Source organism: Glacieibacterium arshaanense (genome assembly GCF_004681125.1).
Classification (GTDB): domain Bacteria; phylum Pseudomonadota; class Alphaproteobacteria; order Sphingomonadales; family Sphingomonadaceae; genus Polymorphobacter_A; species Polymorphobacter_A arshaanense.
In genome coordinates, this window is record NZ_SIHO01000001.1 from 119,442 (window position 1) to 137,282 (window position 17,841).

Annotated in this window: 15 protein-coding genes and 1 tRNA gene; 5 read left to right on the forward strand and 11 right to left on the reverse strand. The window is 65.2% G+C overall.

Features of this window, described 5'->3' with window-relative positions:
• Positions 1–3 precede the first annotated feature (3 nt).
• The gene (locus EUV02_RS00550) at positions 4–2,067 is read right to left on the reverse strand and encodes a right-handed parallel beta-helix repeat-containing protein (protein ID WP_166430443.1); all 2,064 of its coding nucleotides are present in this window, start codon (positions 2,065–2,067) and stop codon (positions 4–6) included.
• 293 nt (positions 2,068–2,360) lie between these two features.
• On the opposite strand from EUV02_RS00550, the gene EUV02_RS00555 reads away from it, so the two are divergent.
• The gene (locus EUV02_RS00555; protein WP_135244292.1) at positions 2,361–3,149 is read left to right on the forward strand and encodes an SDR family oxidoreductase; all 789 of its coding nucleotides are present in this window, start codon (positions 2,361–2,363) and stop codon (positions 3,147–3,149) included.
• Positions 3,150–3,180: 31 nt separating this feature from the next.
• Positions 3,181–3,840: a cytochrome b/b6 domain-containing protein gene (locus EUV02_RS00560; RefSeq protein WP_135244293.1), complete on the forward strand. Its 660-nt coding sequence runs from the start codon at positions 3,181–3,183 to the stop codon at positions 3,838–3,840.
• Positions 3,841–3,915: 75 nt separating this feature from the next.
• Here the strand turns inward: EUV02_RS00560 and EUV02_RS00565 are convergent, their stop codons facing one another.
• From EUV02_RS00565 to EUV02_RS00595, 7 genes are all read right to left on the reverse strand, one after another.
• On the reverse strand, positions 3,916–5,214 hold the full coding sequence (locus EUV02_RS00565) for a lipase family protein (protein ID WP_135244294.1): 1,299 nt from the start codon (positions 5,212–5,214) through the stop codon (positions 3,916–3,918).
• Positions 5,215–5,464: 250 nt separating this feature from the next.
• Positions 5,465–5,540, reverse strand: a tRNA-Lys gene (locus EUV02_RS00570).
• Between the two features lie 79 nt (positions 5,541–5,619).
• On the reverse strand, positions 5,620–6,741 hold the full coding sequence (gene rodA / locus EUV02_RS00575; RefSeq protein WP_135244295.1) for a rod shape-determining protein RodA: 1,122 nt from the start codon (positions 6,739–6,741) through the stop codon (positions 5,620–5,622).
• A 3-nt stretch (positions 6,742–6,744) separates the two neighbouring features.
• Positions 6,745–8,709 carry a penicillin-binding protein 2 gene (gene mrdA / locus EUV02_RS00580; RefSeq protein ID WP_166430444.1) on the reverse strand — a complete coding sequence of 655 codons (1,965 nt, stop codon included), beginning with the start codon at positions 8,707–8,709 and terminating at the stop codon, positions 6,745–6,747.
• A 2-nt stretch (positions 8,710–8,711) separates the two neighbouring features.
• Positions 8,712–9,251 (reverse strand): rod shape-determining protein MreD, encoded by a 540-nt coding sequence (gene mreD / locus EUV02_RS00585; protein WP_135244296.1) that lies wholly within the window; start codon positions 9,249–9,251, stop codon positions 8,712–8,714.
• A complete protein-coding gene (gene mreC / locus EUV02_RS00590) occupies positions 9,248–10,357 on the reverse strand; it encodes a rod shape-determining protein MreC (RefSeq protein ID WP_166430445.1) in 1,110 nt (369 codons plus the stop codon). The genes mreD and mreC overlap by 4 nt, the downstream gene beginning before the upstream one ends.
• A gap of 47 nt (positions 10,358–10,404) precedes the next feature.
• Positions 10,405–11,445: a rod shape-determining protein gene (locus EUV02_RS00595; RefSeq protein WP_135244298.1), complete on the reverse strand. Its 1,041-nt coding sequence runs from the start codon at positions 11,443–11,445 to the stop codon at positions 10,405–10,407.
• Between the two features lie 160 nt (positions 11,446–11,605).
• Between EUV02_RS00595 and mutL the strand changes: the two genes are divergently transcribed.
• Together mutL and EUV02_RS00605 are read left to right on the forward strand one after the other, a co-directional pair.
• Positions 11,606–13,414, forward strand: coding sequence for a DNA mismatch repair endonuclease MutL (mutL, locus tag EUV02_RS00600; RefSeq protein WP_135244299.1), 1,809 nt, complete (start codon positions 11,606–11,608; stop codon positions 13,412–13,414).
• Positions 13,414–13,782 (forward strand): hypothetical protein, encoded by a 369-nt coding sequence (locus EUV02_RS00605; protein WP_135244300.1) that lies wholly within the window; start codon positions 13,414–13,416, stop codon positions 13,780–13,782. The genes mutL and EUV02_RS00605 overlap by 1 nt, the downstream gene beginning before the upstream one ends.
• On the opposite strand, the gene EUV02_RS00610 is transcribed toward EUV02_RS00605, so the two are convergent.
• The 3 genes from EUV02_RS00610 to EUV02_RS00620 form a co-directional block, all read right to left on the reverse strand.
• A complete protein-coding gene (locus EUV02_RS00610; protein ID WP_135244301.1) occupies positions 13,767–14,183 on the reverse strand; it encodes an Mth938-like domain-containing protein in 417 nt (138 codons plus the stop codon). The two genes, EUV02_RS00605 and EUV02_RS00610, sit on opposite strands and share 16 nt — an antisense overlap.
• Complete coding sequence (locus tag EUV02_RS00615) at positions 14,152–15,699, reverse strand: 2-isopropylmalate synthase (RefSeq protein ID WP_135244302.1); 1,548 nt, start codon at positions 15,697–15,699, stop codon at positions 14,152–14,154. Before EUV02_RS00615 ends, EUV02_RS00610 begins: the two co-directional genes overlap by 32 nt.
• 220 nt (positions 15,700–15,919) lie before the next feature.
• Positions 15,920–16,684 carry a sulfite exporter TauE/SafE family protein gene (locus EUV02_RS00620; protein ID WP_135244303.1) on the reverse strand — a complete coding sequence of 255 codons (765 nt, stop codon included), beginning with the start codon at positions 16,682–16,684 and terminating at the stop codon, positions 15,920–15,922.
• A gap of 104 nt (positions 16,685–16,788) precedes the next feature.
• Here EUV02_RS00620 and EUV02_RS00625 point away from each other — a divergent pair, with 104 nt between their 5' ends.
• Positions 16,789–17,817, forward strand: coding sequence for an alpha/beta hydrolase family protein (locus tag EUV02_RS00625; RefSeq protein ID WP_135244304.1), 1,029 nt, complete (start codon positions 16,789–16,791; stop codon positions 17,815–17,817).
• The last annotated feature ends 24 nt before the right edge of the window (positions 17,818–17,841 follow it).

The following is a 17,841-nucleotide window of genomic DNA, read 5'->3' on the forward strand; positions in this document are numbered from 1 at the left end:
GGCTCAGCCGTACAGTATGTCGCTGGCGTGGACGGCGCCGGTGATGGCGATGGTTGCCGTGCTGTGGTCGATGCCGTCGGTGATGATCCAGTTGCTGCCGGTGCCCTGGACCATCTTGGTGCCGGCGCCCCAGCCGATCAGCCGGATCAGGTCGCCGGCGGCGGCGCAGTTGCCGGTAAAGTCGCTGATGCTGTCGCCGCTTGCCTCGCCTTTGACGAAGACGAAGATGTCATTGCCGGCGCCGCCGGTCAGCCGGTCGGTACCGGTGCCACCGTCGAGGATATCGTTGCCCGCACCGCCGCTGAGCATATCGTTGCCACCGAGGCCGTAGAGCATGTCGGCACCGCCCGCGCCGGCGATGCTGTTGTCGAGCGCATTGCCGGTGCCGGTGAACGCTGCGGTACCCCAGTACAGCAGGTTTTCGACGCCGGCGCAGAGCGTATACGCCGACAGCAGCGCCTTGACGGTGTCGACGCCGCCGAGATCGATGCCGTTTTCGACCTCGATGACGCGGTCGCCGGTGTTGTCGACAATGTAGGTGTCATTGCCGCCGCCGCCGACCATCGTGTCGGCACCACTGCCGCCATCAATGATGTTGCCGGCGCTGCTGCCGCGCAGAACATTGTCGAGCGCATTGCCGGTCAGGTTGCCGGTGCTGCTGCCCGACAAGGTCAGGTTTTCGATGGTCGCGCCGAGGGCATAGCTGCGGTCGGCGATGACGGTGTCGTTGCCGCCGGTGTCGACGACCAGCTGCGTCGGGTTGTTGACGTAGTAGGTGTCGTCGCCAAGCCCGCCCGCCAGCGTGTCGGTGCCGAGGCCGCCATTGAGAATGTCGTTGCCGCTGCCGCCGGTGATGATGTTGTTGCCGCCGTTGCCGATCAGCGTGTCATTGCCGGCACCACCGGTGATGACGTTGGCCAGCACGTTGCCGGTGCCGGTGAAGTTGCCGGTGCCGGCGAAGGTCAGATTGTCGGTGACCGCATCAATGGCGAAGCTCGCAGCCTTGGTGATGACGGTGGCGTCCTGCGTGATGCTCAGCCGGTCGGCGGCGGTCAGCGCCGTGTCATAGGTGAAGCTGCCGCGCTGGTCCCAGAACTGCAGGTCGCGGGCGCCGGCGACGATCGCGACATTGCCGCTGTTGCCGGTGAAGACAATGTCGTGCGATTTGCCGGTCACCTGAAAGCGTGGCGTATTGTTTGCCGCCGTGCCGGTGCCTGACCAGCTCAGCGTATTGTTCGCCACGGTGCCGCTGACGTTTTCGAGCAGCATACCCTGGCCGGTGCCGTCGATGACGGTGTTGCCGGTGATGACCGCGCCGGGAAAACCCAGTCCCTTGCCATTGTCGTCGAGGTAAATTCCGAGCATCGGATCGCCGCTGCCCTGTTCGAGCAGATTGCCGGTGATGACGACACCGGTGATTGCGGTCTTGTCGGTCCAGATATGAATGCGGTCGCCATGGTCGCCGGCGCCGCCGAAATTCCACGGGTGACTGCTCCAGCTGTGGTTGCCGGTGATGACCAGCCCCGAAGTCGCCGAGCCGCTGATCGGCGTGGTACGCAGGTCGTGGATGTCGTTGCCGCTGATCGTCAGGTTTGACCCGGTAAAGGTGATGCCCTTGTGGAACAGGCTGATGTCGCTGTTGGTGATGGCGCAGTCGCGCGAGTTTTCGAAGTTGATTCCCTTGCCCGCCGGCAGGCCGAGCACATTGCCCGTCGCGTCGAGCAGTTTGGCGCTTTGCGCGACGCCGTTGACCGCCAGCCCGCCGCTGACCTTGGCATTGGTGATGGTAACGCGGTCGCAGTCCCAGATGCGGATGGCTTGGGCATTGCTGTCGCTGGTCGCGGTCGGCTTGAAACTGACGGTGGCACCGTCGAACGTCACGCCGCTGACGCGGCTGAGCGCGATGCTGGTGAAGCTGCCGCCCTTGATGGTGATGCCACCGCCAAAATTGAGGTTGGCGAGCAGCACCGCGCCATAGTTGCCCGCGGCAAGCTGCAACGTGTCGCCCGCCTTGAGCGTGCCCAGCTGGGCTTGAAAATTGCCGGTGTTGGCATTGATAATCGCCATGAACGCATGCTCCCGCAACATTGGTCGTGGAGCGTTCAACGGCGGCAGCGCACGCCACGTGCGGGCATAATTGGTGAAGCGCGGTCAACCTTACCGGCCTTTCGGCGCGGACCAGAGGGAGACGGCGGCGCGGCGTGAAAGTCCGTTAAGAACGTTTGTCAGGGCGCAGCTTTCGGGGCGTGCCGGCAAACAGATTAACGCACACGGCGATATCCAGCTTGTCGGCGGCGCGCCGGTTGTGAATATGGCAGGCACTGACAACAACCAACACAACACGTCCGGGGAGACCTGCCATGAAAATCGATTCGAACACGGCCGCCATCGTCACCGGGGGCGCATCGGGCCTCGGCCAGGCATCGGCGCGGGCGCTGCGCGCCGCCGGCGTCAAGGTGACAATCTTCGACATTGCCGAAGCCGGCCAGGCGGTCGCTGACGAAATCGGCGCGACGTTCTGCAACGTCAACATCCTGTCCGAAGAAAGCGCGCTGGCGGGGTTTGAAAAGGCCCGCGCCGTCAACGGCCAGGAACGCATTCTGGTGCATTGCGCGATGACCGCCAAGGGCGGCAAGACCGTCGGCCGCGACAAGGCGACCGGCGGCTTCAAGCGCGTTTCGACCGAAGACTATGCCTTCTCGGTCGACGGGATTCTGGTCGCGAGCTACCGCATGGCGTCGATTTCGGCGCTCGGCATGGCAGGCCTCGAACCGCTCGAAGACGGCGAACGCGGCGTCATCACGCTGACGTCGAGCGTCGCGGCGCAGGACGGGCAGGTCGGGCAGGTGTGTTATGGCTCCGCCAAGGCCGGCGTCAACGGGCTGGTGCTGCCGATGGCGCGCGACCTGATGGAGCTAGGCATTCGCGTCAACTCGATCATGCCGGGGATTTTCGCGACGCCGCCGATGCTGCGCTTCAAGGATTTCAACCCGGCGATGTGGGACGGTCTCAACGCCTCGGTGCCGTTCCCGCGTCGGCTGGGCAACCCCCCCGAATTCGGCAGCCTGGTGATGGAGCTGGTGCGCAACAGCTATTTCAACGCGCAGACGATCCGGCTCGATGGCGGCATCCGCATGCCGCCGCGTTGAGGCGGGGCAGCCGGCCGGAAGGAACTAAGCCATGACGAACCCGCACCTGCGCCGCTATGTCTGGGATGTGCCGACGCGGCTGTTCCACTGGGGCATTGCCGGGCTGGTCGGGTTCTCGTGGTGGAGTGCCGAAAACAGCCATATGGATTGGCACTACAAGTCGGGGCTCGTGGTCACAGGGCTGCTGGTCTTCCGCATCCTGTGGGGCTTTGTCGGCAGCGACACGGCGCGCTTCGCGCAGTTCCTGCGCGGACCGGTGGCTATCCGTGCCTATTTGCGCGGGCAGTTGGCGGCGCGGCCCGGACACAACCCGCTCGGCGGCTGGAGCGTGCTGGCGCTGCTGCTGGTGCTGGTGACGCAGGTGACGACGGGGATGTTCAGCGTCGATGTCGACGGCATGGAATCGGGGCCACTGTCGTATCTGCTCGATTTCGATCAAGGCCGCACCGCCGCCAAGATTCACGCGGCGAGCTTCAACCTGCTGTTGGCGCTGGTAGCGCTGCATGTGCTGGCAATCGCCTACCACCAGGTCTTCAAGCGCCACAATCTGACGCGCGCGATGGTGACCGGCTATCAGGCGTTCGATGCCGGCGGCACGGGGCTGGCGCGCGTTGGTTGGTGGCGCGTCATCGTCTGCGCCGCCTTGGCGGTTGCGGCAGCCTATTGGCTATCGCGCGGCGGACGGCTTTGACCGGATGGCCTGTAGCGCCGGTCCTGCGTGCCTTGCTGGCATCAGGGCTTTAACTCGGACTCCGCTAATCAGGTGCTAGCTTTGAGGGCACCCATTCGCCAACGGCTTGCCAGCAACGCGGTCCTTGACCCATTCAAGATACATGGGCGCTGAAACGCCGGGCGTCGTAAAGTGCGTTTGCGCACCGGGCAGCTGGTTTCTCCCGACATTCGCACCCATGGCGCACATTTGCTTTTGATAAAGCTCATGCATAATGGGCGGCACGGCAGTGTCCTTGGTACCCCAATAAATGACGACAGGCGCCACCGGCTTCACAGGCTTCACGCTGCCATCAACAAACGCCTTTACCCATGCCAAGGCGTTGCCAGGTTCGGGTTTCAAGAGCGATTTGTATTGATCGCCATAGGCATAGTTGAAAGTGTCGGCGAGCACATGGATGCACTTGTTTCTGGATAGATTGTCTGTGGCCTTGGCGCCTTCATCGGTCAGCACATCGGTCAGCTTGAGGTGGGGATAGGCTGCCTGCGTACCCCAAAGACCCATCACATAATGCGCAAACAGGACCACATTGGGGACGTTTGCCTGCGTGAAGCCGTTCATCAGCTTGGCCGCGCTCGCCTCATCGGTCGGCATGGTCGGCAGCATCGCTGCCACATCTTCCGGCGCCAGCGCCACGAATCCAAGATACTGCAGGTTATCTGCAGCCGTGCCCTGAAGCGCCTGATAGTCCGGCAGGCTGGCAGCTGCGATTGTGGCGCCGCCGCCCTGCGACCAACCGTAAATGATGGTCTTCTTGCCGGCGCCGGTTTCGGTCATCGAGCTTGCTGCCCGGGCCGCGTTGATGACATCCCTGCCGTTGGTTTGAGCCACGGCATATTGATGATTTCCACCGCCACCCAGGCCTTGGTAGTCAGTTGCCACAACAACATAGCCCTGATCGATAAACTCCTGGCCATTGGGGATGCCGAAGTCAGTCCAGGAATTCCCGTCGGTCATAAAATACTGATTGAGTGCGCGCGTCGGTTCAATGATCTGCGATGGCCCGCAGTTTTGTGCCGATCCGGTCGTGCCGTGCGCCCAGGACATAATCGGCCTGCCTTCCTTCGGCGCAGCCCCCACAGGTGCAATGATCAACCCCGTGGCAATCGTTTTTCGCCCCGCCACATCAGATGAAATGTAGGCAATTTTCCATGCCTGCGCACCCTTCAGCGAGGTCGCGATTTGCTCTTTCGCAATGACTTGGCCCAGCTTTCCCTGAGGCGCCATTTTCATGACGCCATCATAAAAGGCCGACATTGGCGGGTCGGCATAGGCTGCGGAGCCGTTGAAACACAGCAAAGAGCCAGCAAGCAAAGCGGCAAGCATCTTCTTCATACTGAACTCCCAAGTATTGAAAGCCATCATCGCGGACGATTTAAATTGATCGAAAATGTCCCGGTTTGCGATACGTGGAAACCCCTAGTCAGATGTGCCGCCAGGCAAGGTGACCGGCGTCAGTCTGTCGACAATAGCAGCCCGACTGAACGGGCGCGCGTCGGCTGATAGCGGCTGGCCGTCGCCGAAGCGTACTGGCGGTCGCGTGGCGGGCGGCTGTAACGCCCGCGATTTCGGCGATTTGAAGGGATGGTGGACGCACCAGGGTTCGAACCTGGGACCCGCTGATTAAGAGTCAGCTGCTCTACCGACTGAGCTATACGTCCATACGCAAATGGCAGCTTGCTGCCGAGCGAGCGGCGCGATTAGCACCCGCTGCCGGGCTTGTCCAGCACTGTTGACGGCTTATCCGTCGTTTCCGCGATCGAGCAGGTCGGCGTCGCGCTGGCGGGCGATGCTCATGACGATGCCGAGCAGGATCATCACCGTCATCATCGCCGAGCCGCCGTAGCTGATCAGCGGCAGCGGGATGCCGACGACCGGTGCCAGCCCCATCACCATCATCATGTTGATGGCGAGATAAAAGAACAACGTCGCCGCCAGTCCCATCGCCGTCAGCCGCGAAAACATCGCGCGCGAGGTCAGCGCGACATTGATCGCCCAGCCGAGCACGATGCCGAAGCCGATCAGGATGAACAGTCCGCCGGCCAGCCCCCATTCTTCGGACATCGTCGCGAAGATGAAGTCGGTGTGGAGTTCGGGCAGATAGTCGAGGTGGCTCTGCGTGCCCTGCAGATAGCCCTTGCCGAAGATGCCGCCGCTGCCGATGGCGATCTTCGACTGGGTAATGTGATAGCCGGCGCCGAGCGGGTCGGTTTCGGGGTCCATGAAAATCAGCACGCGCTTGCGCTGATAGTCGTGCAGCATCGACCAGACGACCGGCATCGCAGCACCTGCCGCTACCACGCCACCGATGAACAGCCAGATGCTGACCCCCGACAAGAACATCATCACCACCCCGCCGAACACGATCGACAGCGCGGTGCCGAGGTCAGGCTGCAGCATCACCAGCGCCGCGGGCATGCCGATCATCAGCAGCGCCGGCCATAGCGCGTTCAGCGTACCGATGAACGGCCTTGGCAGGTTGTGATAATAGCGGGCCAGCGCGAGGATAATCGCCAGCTTCATGAATTCCGACGGCTGCAAGCGGATGATGCCGAGGTCGAGCCAGCGCTGGCTGCCGCCGCTGATCTGGCCGAAGACTTCGACCGCAATCAGCGCCAGCAAAACGATACCGTAGAACCAATAGGCATAGCGCAGCCACAGCCGCGAATTGACTTGCGACAGCACCAGCATCGCCGTCATCAGCACGCCGAAACGCACGCCTTGGCTGGTCGCCCAGGGGGCGAAATGCCCGCCCGCTGCCGAATAGAGGATGACCAGCCCGAAACCACCAAGCGCAGCAATGGTCAGGATGACCAGCCACGGCAGCTCGCGCAGGCGGTTGATCCAGGGCGCGTTGAGCATCGCCTAGTCGCCCGGCGCCGGCGTTGGCGGCGGTGGTGCGGCGGCATCGGGGGCGACCGCGACGACGAGTTCGGGGTGAGCGGCGGCATAGGCGGCTGCCTCTGCTGCGGCGGCCTCTGCGGCGCGTTTGGCGGCAAAGGCACGTTCGAGTGGCTCGAGTGTCTTCAATGCGCGTTCGGGCTCGAAGATATAGGTTAGCACGTCGCGCGCGATCGGGGCGGCTGCCGTGCCGCCATGGCTGCCGTGTTCGACGATGACGCTGACCGCATAGCGCGGCGCATCGGCAGGGGCGAACGCCACGAACAATGCATGGTCGCGGTATTTGTAGGGCATGCGGTCGCTGCTGGTGCGGCCGGCGCGGCGGTCGGCCATGGTGATGCGGCGTACCTGCGCCGAGCCGGTTTTGCCGGCGACGCGGATGCCTTCGACCTTGAGTCGTGCTGCCTTGCCGGTGCCACCGCCGGCGTTGACGACGTCGATCATGCCGTCGCGGATGATTTGCAGATGATCGGCGCTGATGCCGAGGTCGCCGGGCGGCACCCGCGGCGCATCGGCGAGCAGCCGTGGCTCGACCTTTTTGCCCGACGCGATGCGCGCCGACATCACCGCCAGCTGCAGCGGATTGACGATCAGATAGCCTTGGCCGATCGAGGTGTTGAGCGTTTCGGCGACCGCCCAGGGCTTGCCGTAGCGCTTCATTTTCCAGGCGTCGTCGGGGACGATGCCGGCAGCCTGCGCGGGCAACGGCAAGTCGAATTTCTGCCCCAGGCCAAAGCGCCGTGCGACGCTGGCGATAGCATCGATACCCGCCGCGCGCCCGAAAGTGTAGAAGTATACGTCGCAGCTATGGACCAGCGCCGCGTGCATCGGGACATTGCCGTGGCCGCGCTTGCTCCAGCAGTGCCAGACGTTGTTGCCGAGCCGGTAGCTGCCGTTGCAATACGCCGTTTCGGTGGGCAGCGTGCCGGTTTCGAGCGCGGCGATGGCGGTCATCATCTTGAACGTCGAGCCCGGCGGGTAAAGGCCCATCACCGACTTGTTGATCAGCGGGTGGCGCTCGCTGGCCTGCAGTTCGGCCCATAGCTTGCTGGTGATACGCGTCGAAAACACATTGGGGTCGAACGCCGGCATCGATAACAGGCACAGCAGATCGCCGGTTTCGCAGTCCATGACGATGACGCTGGCGCTGTCATTGCCGACACGGCGCGCAGCATAGGATTGCAGGTCGCGGTCTATGGTGAGCTTGAGGTTGGCACCGGGAATGTCGCTGCGCGTGTCGAGTTCGCGGATGACGCGGCCGCGCGCGTTGACCTCGACGCGGTTGGCGCCGGCGGTGCCGCGCAGTTCGGCGTCCTTGCGCTTTTCGATGCCGTCCTTGCCGATCTTGAAGCCGGGGAAGATCAGCAGCGGGTCGCGGGACTTCTGATATTGTTCGGCGGTCGCGGTGCCGACATAGCCGAGCAGATGCGCAAAGCGTTCGCCTTCGGGATAGACGCGCGAAAAGCCGCGTACCGGCTGAATGCCGGGCAGGTCGGGCAACCGGACGTTGAGCTGCGCGAACGCCTGCCAGCCGATGCCGCTGGTGATGGTCACCGGCATGTATTTGGGCTGACGCGCGACATCTTCGCGGATGCGCGTCAGATCCTCCTCGGTCAGCGGCAGGATCTTGACGATTTCGGTCAGCGTCGCTTCGAGATCGGTCAATTGTTCGGGGATGATTTCGAGCCGGTAGTCGGGGGTGTTGAGCGCCAGCGGCTTGCCGTTGCGGTCGATGATCCAGCCGCGCCGTGGCGGGATCAGCCGCAGCTGGACGCGGTTGCTTTCGGCGAGCAGCTTGAATTTTTCGCCCTGGAATACCGACAGCCAGGTCATGCGCGCGGTCAAGGCGACACCGACGACGCCCATCGCGCCGGCCACGACGAAGCTGCGGCGCGAGAACATCTGCTCGCGCGCCGATTCGGTGTTCATCGTCACGAGCGTGGGCCGATGAAACGCCGCTGCAGCGCCGCGCACAGGGTGACGACGGCGGGATAGGCAGCGACGGTGGTGAGCCACTGGACGAGCAACGGTGCAAACCCTGTCGCGTTGCCGGCAAAGCGCGCCGCCTGCCAGCCAAGGACCTGATATACCAGCGCGACCGCCGCCAGCATCACCCAGTCAAAGCGGTAGACATGGTGGCCAAAGCGCGCTTCGAAGCCGCGCACGAACATCGCGGTCAGCGGCAGCAGCGTGGCGTTGACGCCGAGCGGCAGCCCGAACAGCAAGTCGCTGACGATGCCGATGACGAACGCCAGCCACGGCGGCATCATCGCCGGCTGGAACGTCGCCCAGATGAAAACACCGAGCAGCCCGAGCTGCGGCATCAGCGGCAGCGGTGCAAAAATCGGCGCGGTCATCAGCACGACAAGGCCCAGCGTTATCAGGCCCGGCAGCGTCCGGCGCCACTGGCCGGCCCACCAGTCGATACGCTCCTCGCGGCTCATCAGCCGATAAGGGGCCGTCCGGTTCATTGCGGTGGCGCCGCCGGTGCATCGGCCGGAGCCGAAAGGCGACCATTGTCGGTCGGCGACAGCACCGGTGCGGCGAGCGGCACGTTCATCGCCTTGGGATGGAATTTGAGCGCCGGCGCGGCAGGCGTCGCCGTCACCACTGGTGCAGTGACGGGAGGTGGGGGGGGCGGCGGCAGCGCGCTCGCGGTCGCCCGCGGTGTCGAGGTGATGATGCTCGGCTTGGCGCGGCCACCGCCGGCTTCACGCGGCACGGCGACGGTGTTGGCATCGACGGGCACCGTCGCCGGCACCGGCAGATAGGCGCTTTCGATCAACACCATGCCGAGCCCGGCGGGATTGACGAAGGGCCGCGCTAGCGGTGGCTCCTGGCCGCCGTTGACGACGACGGCAACGGGGATGCCGGGCGGGAAGACCCCGCCGTCGCCCGATGTCACCAGCCGGTCGCCTGCCACCAGCGGCGTTTCGGCGCCGACGCGTTCGCGGACTTCGACCAGCGCGCGGCTGGCGCCGACGACAAGTGCGCTCTGGCCGGTGCGGACGATGGTGACAGGGATGCGGCTGTTGGCATCGGTGAGCAGCAATACGCGTGTCGCCGAGCTGCCGACTTCAACGGTGCGGCCGACGAGTCCGGCGGCAACGCGCACCGGCTGGCCGACGGTAACGCCGCTGTCGCTGCCCGCTGACACAACTGCCGAGCGCACGACGCCGCCGCTTGAGGCGCCGGCAATGCGCGCGCTGGCGATGACCTTGCGTTCGGGGGTGACGACTTTGAGCAGCGACCGCAACTGCTGGTTTTCGCTTTTGATCGCGGCTTGCGTCTGCAGCGCGCGCGCCTGCTCGGCGGTCAGCTTCTCAAGGTCGCGGTTGCGCGATGCGGCGCCGATATAATCTCCGACATAGCCCAGCCCGGTGCCGACCAGATCGAACGGCACGCGCACCACACTCCATACCGGGGCAACCAGATCAATCGCAGTGCCGCGCAGTCGCGCGCTACCTTCGGGATTGGCGCGTGACAGCAGCAGCAGCACCAGCGCCACGGCGATGACCGCGCCCGACGCAAGCGCCCCCAGCAACGCGAGATTTTGCTCGCGCCGGGTGGTGCTCATGCGCCGGGAAGGGGGCGGCCAATCCATGCGGCCTGCGCGCGTACCGCTTAGGCCGTGGTCAGCACGCCGCGGTACACCGGGTCTTCGAGCGCGCGCCCGGTGCCCAGCGCGACGCAGGTCAGCGGATCATCGGCGACGGTAACCGGCAGCCCGGTGGCTTCGCGCAGCACCGTATCGAGGCCGTGCAGCAGCGCACCGCCGCCGGTCAGCACGATACCCTGATCGACGATATCGGCGGCGAGTTCGGGCTGGGTGTTCTCAAGTGCGAGGCGGACGCCTTCGACAATCGTCGACACCGGCTCGGACAGTGCGTCGGCGATCTGCGCCTGGTTGATGGTGATTTCCTTGGGCACGCCGTTCATCAGGTCGCGGCCCTTGATTTCCATCGTCAGTCCGATGCCGTCGGCCGGCGGCTTGGCGGTGCCGATTTCCTTCTTGATGCGCTCGGCGGTCATTTCGCCGATCAGCAAATTGTGGTTGCGGCGGACATAGTTGACAATGGCTTCGTCCATCTTGTCGCCGCCAACGCGCACCGAGGTGGTGTAGGCGAGACCACGCAAGCTGAGTACCGCGACTTCGGTGGTGCCGCCGCCGATGTCGACGACCATGCTGCCGATGGGTTCGGTGACCGGCATGCCGGCGCCGATCGCGGCTGCCATCGGTTCCTCGATCAGGTAAACTTGGCTGGCGCCGGCGTTGTTGGCGGCGTCGCGGATGGCGCGGCGTTCGACCGAGGTCGACCCCGACGGCACGCAGATGACGATTTCGGGGAAGCGCGGGAAGCGCGAGGTGTGCACCTTGCGGATGAAATAGTTGATCATCTGCTCGGCGACGTAGATGTCGGCGATGACGCCGTCGCGTAGCGGGCGAATCGCTTCGACGTTGCCCGGCGTCTTGCCCATCATCATCTTGGCTTCGTTGCCGACGGCCTTGACGGTCTTGCGGCCGTTAATGGTTTCGATGGCGACCACCGAGGGTTCGTTGAGCACGATGCCGCGACCGCGCACATAAACCAGCGTGTTGGCGGTGCCGAGGTCGATTGCCATATCCTGGCTCAGGAACGAGAACATTCTGCTGAAAAGCGACATTTACGCAAAATTTCCGAAAGAGGGAGATACTCCTTTGCGTGTAGGCGCTCAGCCCCCCGAAAAGCAAGGTCGATACGCATCTATTGCGACTCGATATGCGTTCGACGGTTCATCGCTTGTGGCGCATGACGCGCGCCCGCGAACGCGCTAAGCAGCAGCAATGCCGATCCGCCGCCTTCCCGACCACCTCGTCAACCAGATCGCTGCCGGCGAGGTTGTCGAGCGTCCGGCGAGCGCGCTCAAGGAGCTCGTCGAAAACGCGCTCGATGCCGGGGCGACGCGCATATCGGTCGATCTGTCGGCGGGCGGCGTCGAGCATCTGTCGGTCAGCGACAATGGCTGCGGCATGGCGGCTGCCGAGTTGCGGCTGGCGGTCGAACGCCACGCCACCTCGAAACTGCCCGACGAGGATTTGAGCGCAATTGCCACGATGGGCTTCCGCGGCGAGGCGCTGCCGTCGATTGCCTCGGTGGCACGGCTGTCGCTCGCCAGCCGCATCGCCGGCGGCGAGGGCTGGGAGTTGGTCGTCGATAACAGCCGAGTCGTCGCCGACGGCCCGGCAGCACAAATGCAGGGCACGCGCGTCGCCGTTGACGGGCTGTTCGCGCAGGTGCCGGCACGGCGCAAGTTCCTGAAGTCCGAACGATCCGAGCTCGCGGCATGCGTCGATGTCGTGCGGCGGCTGGCGATGGCGCGCCCCGATGTGGCGTTCGAACTGCGTCACGATGGCCGGCGCTTGCTCGGGGTCGAGGCGCAGGGCGATTTGATGGCCGACGGGCTGGCGGCGCGATTGGCGGCACTGCTCGGTGCCGACTTCGCCGACAATGCGGTGCCGATCGACTTCGAGCGCGAGGGGCTCAAGCTCGGCGGTTTGGCGGGGCTGCCGACCTATAACCGCGGCATCAGCGACCTGCAGTTCCTGTTCGTCAACCGTAGGCCGGTGAAGGACCGCTTGCTCGTCGGTGCGGTGCGCGGCGCCTATCAGGACTTGCTGGCGCGCGAACGCCATCCGGTGGTGGCGCTGTTCCTCGACGTGCCCGCCGACTTCGTCGACGTCAACGTCCACCCCGCCAAGACCGAAGTGCGTTTCCGCGACGCCGGGCTGGTGCGCGGCATGATCGTCAGCGGGCTGCGCCGCGCGCTCGACGCCGCCGGCCACCGCGCTTCGACGACGGTCTCAGCGGCGGCACTCGGCGCCTTCCAGCCCGGTCCGCTCGCCTCTCCCTCATTCTTCTCCCCTCCCGGAACGGGAGGGGCCGGGGGTGGGCACGTCTTCGCCACCAACCGCAACGAAATCGCCGGCAGCTACGGTGTCGCTGAAGCCCAGCCCGGCCACTTCGCGCCACCGCAAGCCCGCGCTGAAGCCGCAACGGACTTCCCGGCCGGCGATTTCCCGCTCGGTGTCGCGCGCGGGCAGGTCGCGGGCACCTACATCGTCGCCGAAACCAGCGACGGGCTGATATTGGTCGACCAGCACGCCGCGCACGAACGGCTGGTGATGGAGCGCATGAAGCGTGCGCTCGCCGGTGGCACCGCAGCGTCACAGGCGTTGCTGCTGCCGCAAGTCGTCGAACTCGACGAAATCGCCGCTGACCGCGTCGCGGCACGCGCCGAAGAATTCGCCGTGCTCGGGCTCGAGGTCGAGCGCTTCGGGCCGCGCGCGGTGCTGGTGCGCGCCACCCCGGCGCTGCTCGGCGCCACCGACGCGGTGGCCCTGGTCCGCGACCTCGCCGATGACCTCGCGGCGTTCGATGCCGCGCACAGTCTGACCGAGCGCCTCGACGCGGTCGTCGGCACGATGGCGTGCCACGGCAGCGTCCGCGCTGGCCGCGCGCTGTCCGTCGCCGAAATGAACGCGCTGCTCCGCGAAATGGAAGTCACGCCGCACAGCGGCCAATGCAACCACGGCCGCCCGACCTGGGTGAAACTGGCGAAGGGCGATCTGGAAAAGCTGTTCGGGCGGCGCTGATGCGGCTGGTCATTGTCTATAATGCCAACGCCGGGCTTGTCGCCGCGATGCTCGATTCGGTTCACAAGATCGCGTTGCCATCCACCTATCCATGCAGCCTGTGCGCGGTGACTTACGGACCATTGGCGATGAAGCGTCGCTGGCGCGCCTGGCTACAGGAACAGCCGTTGCCGGTCGAATTCTACCACCGTCCCGATTTTCGCGCGGCGTTTCCCGCCGATGCTGACCTGCAGTTACCGCTGATCGCACTTGCCGACGGTGCGCGGGTTTTGCCGCTGCTCGATGCCGCGACACTCGATGCGATCGGTTCGATTGACGATCTGATCGCGAAAATCGACGACCGGTTGCGATCTCAGCAGGTTGAATGAAACAGCCCGCCGACCGCGACGCCCGCTGCTGCAAGGCGGTTGTAAAGTGCCGCCGCCGCCATGGTTTCGAGGACATGGACTTCGATGCCGCGTGCTGTGAGTAGCTCGAGCGTTTCGGGACAGGTCTGTAGAACCAATTCCATGCCGCGCGTCAGGATGATTGTCGTGCAGCCATGATCGATCAGTTCGACAACGTCGGCGGGCTGGATGCCCGGCCGGTGATGTGTGCCGGTTTCTGCCCAGTCCCAGCCGCGACCGCCGCCGGGAAACAGCTTGAAATCGGTCCCCGCCGGCAAGCCGTCGACTTTCATGTCGCCCCATTTGAGCCGGGTGATGCGCGGCGACGCCTTGTCGCCGCGCACCGCCGGATCAGGCGCGGGCTTCCAGACCTTCCAGCGCATTGCGGCCCCGCTTGACCATCAGCTTGTTGAGCGCGTTGACGTAAGCCCGCGCGCTGGCGACCATCGTGTCGACGTCGGCGCCGGTGCCGCGCACGGTGCGACCGTCCTCCGCCAGCATCACCGAGACTTCGGCTTGCGCATCGGTGCCGGCGGTGACCGCATGGACCTGATAGAGCTGCAGCACCGCGCCGTCGTGCGGCACGAGCTTGCGGATGGCGTTGAACAGCGCATCGACGGGGCCGTTGCCGCGCACCGCGGCAGTGTGTTCCTCGCCGTCGATGTTGAGCGTCAGGATCGCACGCTGCGGTCCGTTCGAGCCGCAATAGATTTCGACTTCGACGACTTGAATCGCGTCATGGCCGCGCAGCACTTCGTCATCGACCAGCGCGACGATGTCCTCGTCCCAGATCGCCTTTTTCGCGTCGGCGAGGTCCTTGAAACGCTTGAACGCATCGCCGAATTCATTGTCGGACAGCTTGTAGCCCAGCTCGTCGAGCTTCTGGCGGAACGCCGCGCGGCCCGAGTGCTTGCCGAGCACGAGGTTGGTCGCGCCCTGGCCGACGCTGTCGGGCGTCATGATCTCATAGGTGCCGGCGTCCTTGATCATGCCGTCCTGATGGATGCCGCTTTCGTGCGCGAAGGCGTTGGCGCCGACAATCGCCTTGTTCGCCTGCACCGCCATGCCGGTGATGCCGCTGACAAGGCGACTGGCCCGGGTGATTTCGGTGCTGACGACATTGGTGCGGAACGGGATGATGTCACCGCGGACCTTGATGGCCATGGCGATTTCCTCGACCGCGGCATTGCCGGCGCGTTCGCCGATGCCGTTAATCGTCGATTCGACCTGCCGCGCGCCGCCCATGATTGCCGCCAGCGTGTTGGCGACGGCGAGGCCGAGGTCATTGTGGCAGTGCGTCGAGAATACCGCCTTGTCGGCGTTCGGCACGCGCTTGATGACATCGCGGAACATCGCGCCATAGGTTTCGGGCGTCGCATAGCCGACGGTGTCGGGCAGGTTGATCGTGCTGGCACCCGCGGCAATCGCGATTTCGACGGCACGGCACAGGAAGTCGGGGTCGGTGCGCGTTGCGTCTTCGGCCGACCATTCGATATCGGCGCACAGGTTGCGCGCGTGGCTGACGCTGGTACGGATCGCCTCCAACGTTGCCTCGGGCGTCAAGTTGAGCTTGACGCGCATGTGCAGCGGCGAAGTCGCGATGAAGGTGTGGATGCGCGGTTGCTTGGCGTGGCGGACGGCCGCCCAGGCGCGGTCGATATCGCCCAATGCAGCGCGCGCCAGGCTGGCGACGACGGCGGTTTCGCATTGCTTGGCGACGGCGCTGACGGCTTCGAAGTCACCTTCGGAGGCGATGGCGAAGCCGGCTTCGATGATATCGACGCCGAGCGCCTCCAGCTGGGCGGCAACGCGCAACTTCTCTTCAAGGTTCATCGAGCAGCCGGGTGACTGCTCGCCGTCGCGCAAAGTGGTGTCAAAAATTCGGATGGTATCGGTCATGGCATGTGCCTCAAGATTCGGGTTCGCTGTTTCGGGGTGTCTTGTCCCTTAAGCGCATGTCCATCGCGGCCCGTTGGGGGCGAACAGAAACGACGCGCCTAAGGGCGCGTAAGTCGAAGCAGGGCGCAAAGTGCGCGGGGCTGACCGCTGTTCATGGGCTGACCTTAACGTAAACCGCCGACGCCTGTCCAGTGTTTACGCAGGGCAATGTCGTCAGTCGCTATAGTCCGGCCAACCCGTCGAAAATCAGCTTGGCGCCGACCAGCACCATCAGCGCATAGACGATGTTGATGAAGCGTTCGCCCGACACGCGGCGCACCAGCCAGACTCCGGCCAGCGTCGAGCCGATGGCGATCGGCAACAGCCACGCCGCCACCGTCAGATTGGCGCGGTCGAATTGCCCGAGCGCAAAATACGCCGGCACCTTGACCCAGTTGATCGCCGCGAAAAAGATCGCGCTGGTACCGATGAAATGATCGCGGTCGAGCCTTGCACGCATCGCATAAAGCTGGAACGGCGGTCCGCCGGCGTGCGCGACCATGCTGGTGAAGCCTGCCGCAATGCCGCACACCGCGCCGTAGAGTTTTCCTGGTATCGGCCCGTGCGGCACGCCGGTGGCGCGGTGCTGCCACGCCTTCGCCAGCCGCGAGCCGCCGAACAGCACCGAAATCAGCCCGACAATCAGCTCGACCGCCGCGACCGGCACATAGGCTGCCAGTCCCCAGCCGAGCAGCACGCCGAACGCTGCCGTTGGCAGCAATAACGCCAGGACCGGCCGGCTGAAGGTGTGGCGAAACGCCCAGACGCCGACGACGTCCTGCACAATCAGGATCGGCAGGATGATCGCCGCAGCGCGCACCGGCGTCGTCACCAGGCTGAACAGCGGCACCGCCAGCGCGCCGACGCCGCTGAACCCGCCCTTGGCCAGCCCGAGGATGATGACCGCACTGACCGCGACCGCGTAGAAAGTGAATTCGCTCGACACGGTGGCGACACTGCGGTGTCATGGCGGTGCGGTCAATCGCCGTGCGGTCGGTACCCGCGCGCGGGATTTCGGTTCCTGCAAGCGTAGGCGTGCAAGGCGGGGGGATGATGATGCAGAAATTCAACCGAAAGTATCTCGCCGCTGCGTTGTTCGTCGTGGCGGCGTCGGGCACGACAGCGCAGGCGGCGTTGCCCGCCGAACCGGCACCGATTGTTTGCGACGCTGTCTGGCACGACAATGCCCGCAACCGCGACATGCCGGTGCGCATCCGCATGCCCGCCAGCGGCGCGCACGTGCCGGTCGTACTGTTCAGCCACGGCCTCGGCGGCTCGGTCGCGGCCGGCACGCGCTGGGCGGCCGACTGGACCAACGCCGGCTTCGCGGTCATCCACCTCCAGCATCCGGGCAGCGATGCCGGCGTCTGGGAAGCGCTGCCGCAGGCGCAGCGTGTCGCGGCGCTCAAGGCGGCGGTAAACGCGCAGCAATTGGTGGCGCGCCTGCAGGACGTCAATTTTGCCGTCGACACGGTGATCGCGCACGGCAAGTATGGCGACTGCGACCTCGCGCGCATCGACAGCCGCCGCATCGGCCTGGCGGGGCATAGCATGGGCGCCAGCACCGTACTGGCGGCGGCGGGGCAGCGCTATCAGGTCGGCACGGAATTGCGCAGTTTCCCCGATCGGCGCATCAGGGCGTTCATCGCGTTCAGCCCGTCGGCGCCGCCGGTCGCCCGGGCCGCGACGCCCGGCGACGATTTGACCGCGGCGGCGATGGCGTTCGACCATATCACCGCGCCGTTCCTGTCGGTGACCGGCACGCGCGACACCTCGCCGATCGATCCGTCGGTAACGCCATTGTCGCGGCAGCTGGTGTTCCGCGCGCTACCGAAGGGCAATGCTTATCTGCTGGTGATGGATGATGCCGACCATATCGTGCTCGGCGGCGGCAACGGCGAGGGTAATGCGCTGCGCCAAACGACAAGCGCCGACGATGCCGGTATCGAGCGTGTCGTCGGCCAAGTGACGACGTTGTTCTGGCTGGCGACACTTTCCGACAGCACGCTGGCGCTAAAGACGCTCAAGGACCTGCCCGCCCGGGCGCTGCGGCCGGGCGACAAATGGAGTGTGCGCTGACGGTACCAGTAAGGGGCGTGGCGA

Bases quoted from the DNA above. Each gene is read 5' to 3' on its own strand.
- mrdA (WP_166430444.1), bottom strand. From the start codon at position 8,709: ATGAACACCGAATCGGCGCGCGAGCAGATGTTCTCGCGCCGCAGCTTC.
- EUV02_RS00565 (WP_135244294.1), bottom strand. From the start codon at position 5,214: ATGAAGAAGATGCTTGCCGCTTTGCTTGCTGGCTCTTTGCTGTGTTTC.
- EUV02_RS00625 (WP_135244304.1), top strand. From the start codon at position 16,789: ATGATGATGCAGAAATTCAACCGAAAGTATCTCGCCGCTGCGTTGTTC.
- EUV02_RS00610 (WP_135244301.1), bottom strand. From the start codon at position 14,183: ATGCGCTGGAAGGTCTGGAAGCCCGCGCCTGATCCGGCGGTGCGCGGC.
- EUV02_RS00605 (WP_135244300.1), top strand. From the start codon at position 13,414: ATGCGGCTGGTCATTGTCTATAATGCCAACGCCGGGCTTGTCGCCGCG.
- EUV02_RS00550 (WP_166430443.1), bottom strand. From the start codon at position 2,067: ATGGCGATTATCAATGCCAACACCGGCAATTTTCAAGCCCAGCTGGGC.
- EUV02_RS00555 (WP_135244292.1), top strand. From the start codon at position 2,361: ATGAAAATCGATTCGAACACGGCCGCCATCGTCACCGGGGGCGCATCG.
- mreC (WP_166430445.1), bottom strand. From the start codon at position 10,357: ATGAGCACCACCCGGCGCGAGCAAAATCTCGCGTTGCTGGGGGCGCTT.
- rodA (WP_135244295.1), bottom strand. From the start codon at position 6,741: ATGCTCAACGCGCCCTGGATCAACCGCCTGCGCGAGCTGCCGTGGCTG.
- EUV02_RS00560 (WP_135244293.1), top strand. From the start codon at position 3,181: ATGACGAACCCGCACCTGCGCCGCTATGTCTGGGATGTGCCGACGCGG.
- EUV02_RS00615 (WP_135244302.1), bottom strand. From the start codon at position 15,699: ATGACCGATACCATCCGAATTTTTGACACCACTTTGCGCGACGGCGAG.
- mreD (WP_135244296.1), bottom strand. From the start codon at position 9,251: ATGAACCGGACGGCCCCTTATCGGCTGATGAGCCGCGAGGAGCGTATC.
- mutL (WP_135244299.1), top strand. From the start codon at position 11,606: ATGCCGATCCGCCGCCTTCCCGACCACCTCGTCAACCAGATCGCTGCC.
- EUV02_RS00595 (WP_135244298.1), bottom strand. From the start codon at position 11,445: ATGTCGCTTTTCAGCAGAATGTTCTCGTTCCTGAGCCAGGATATGGCA.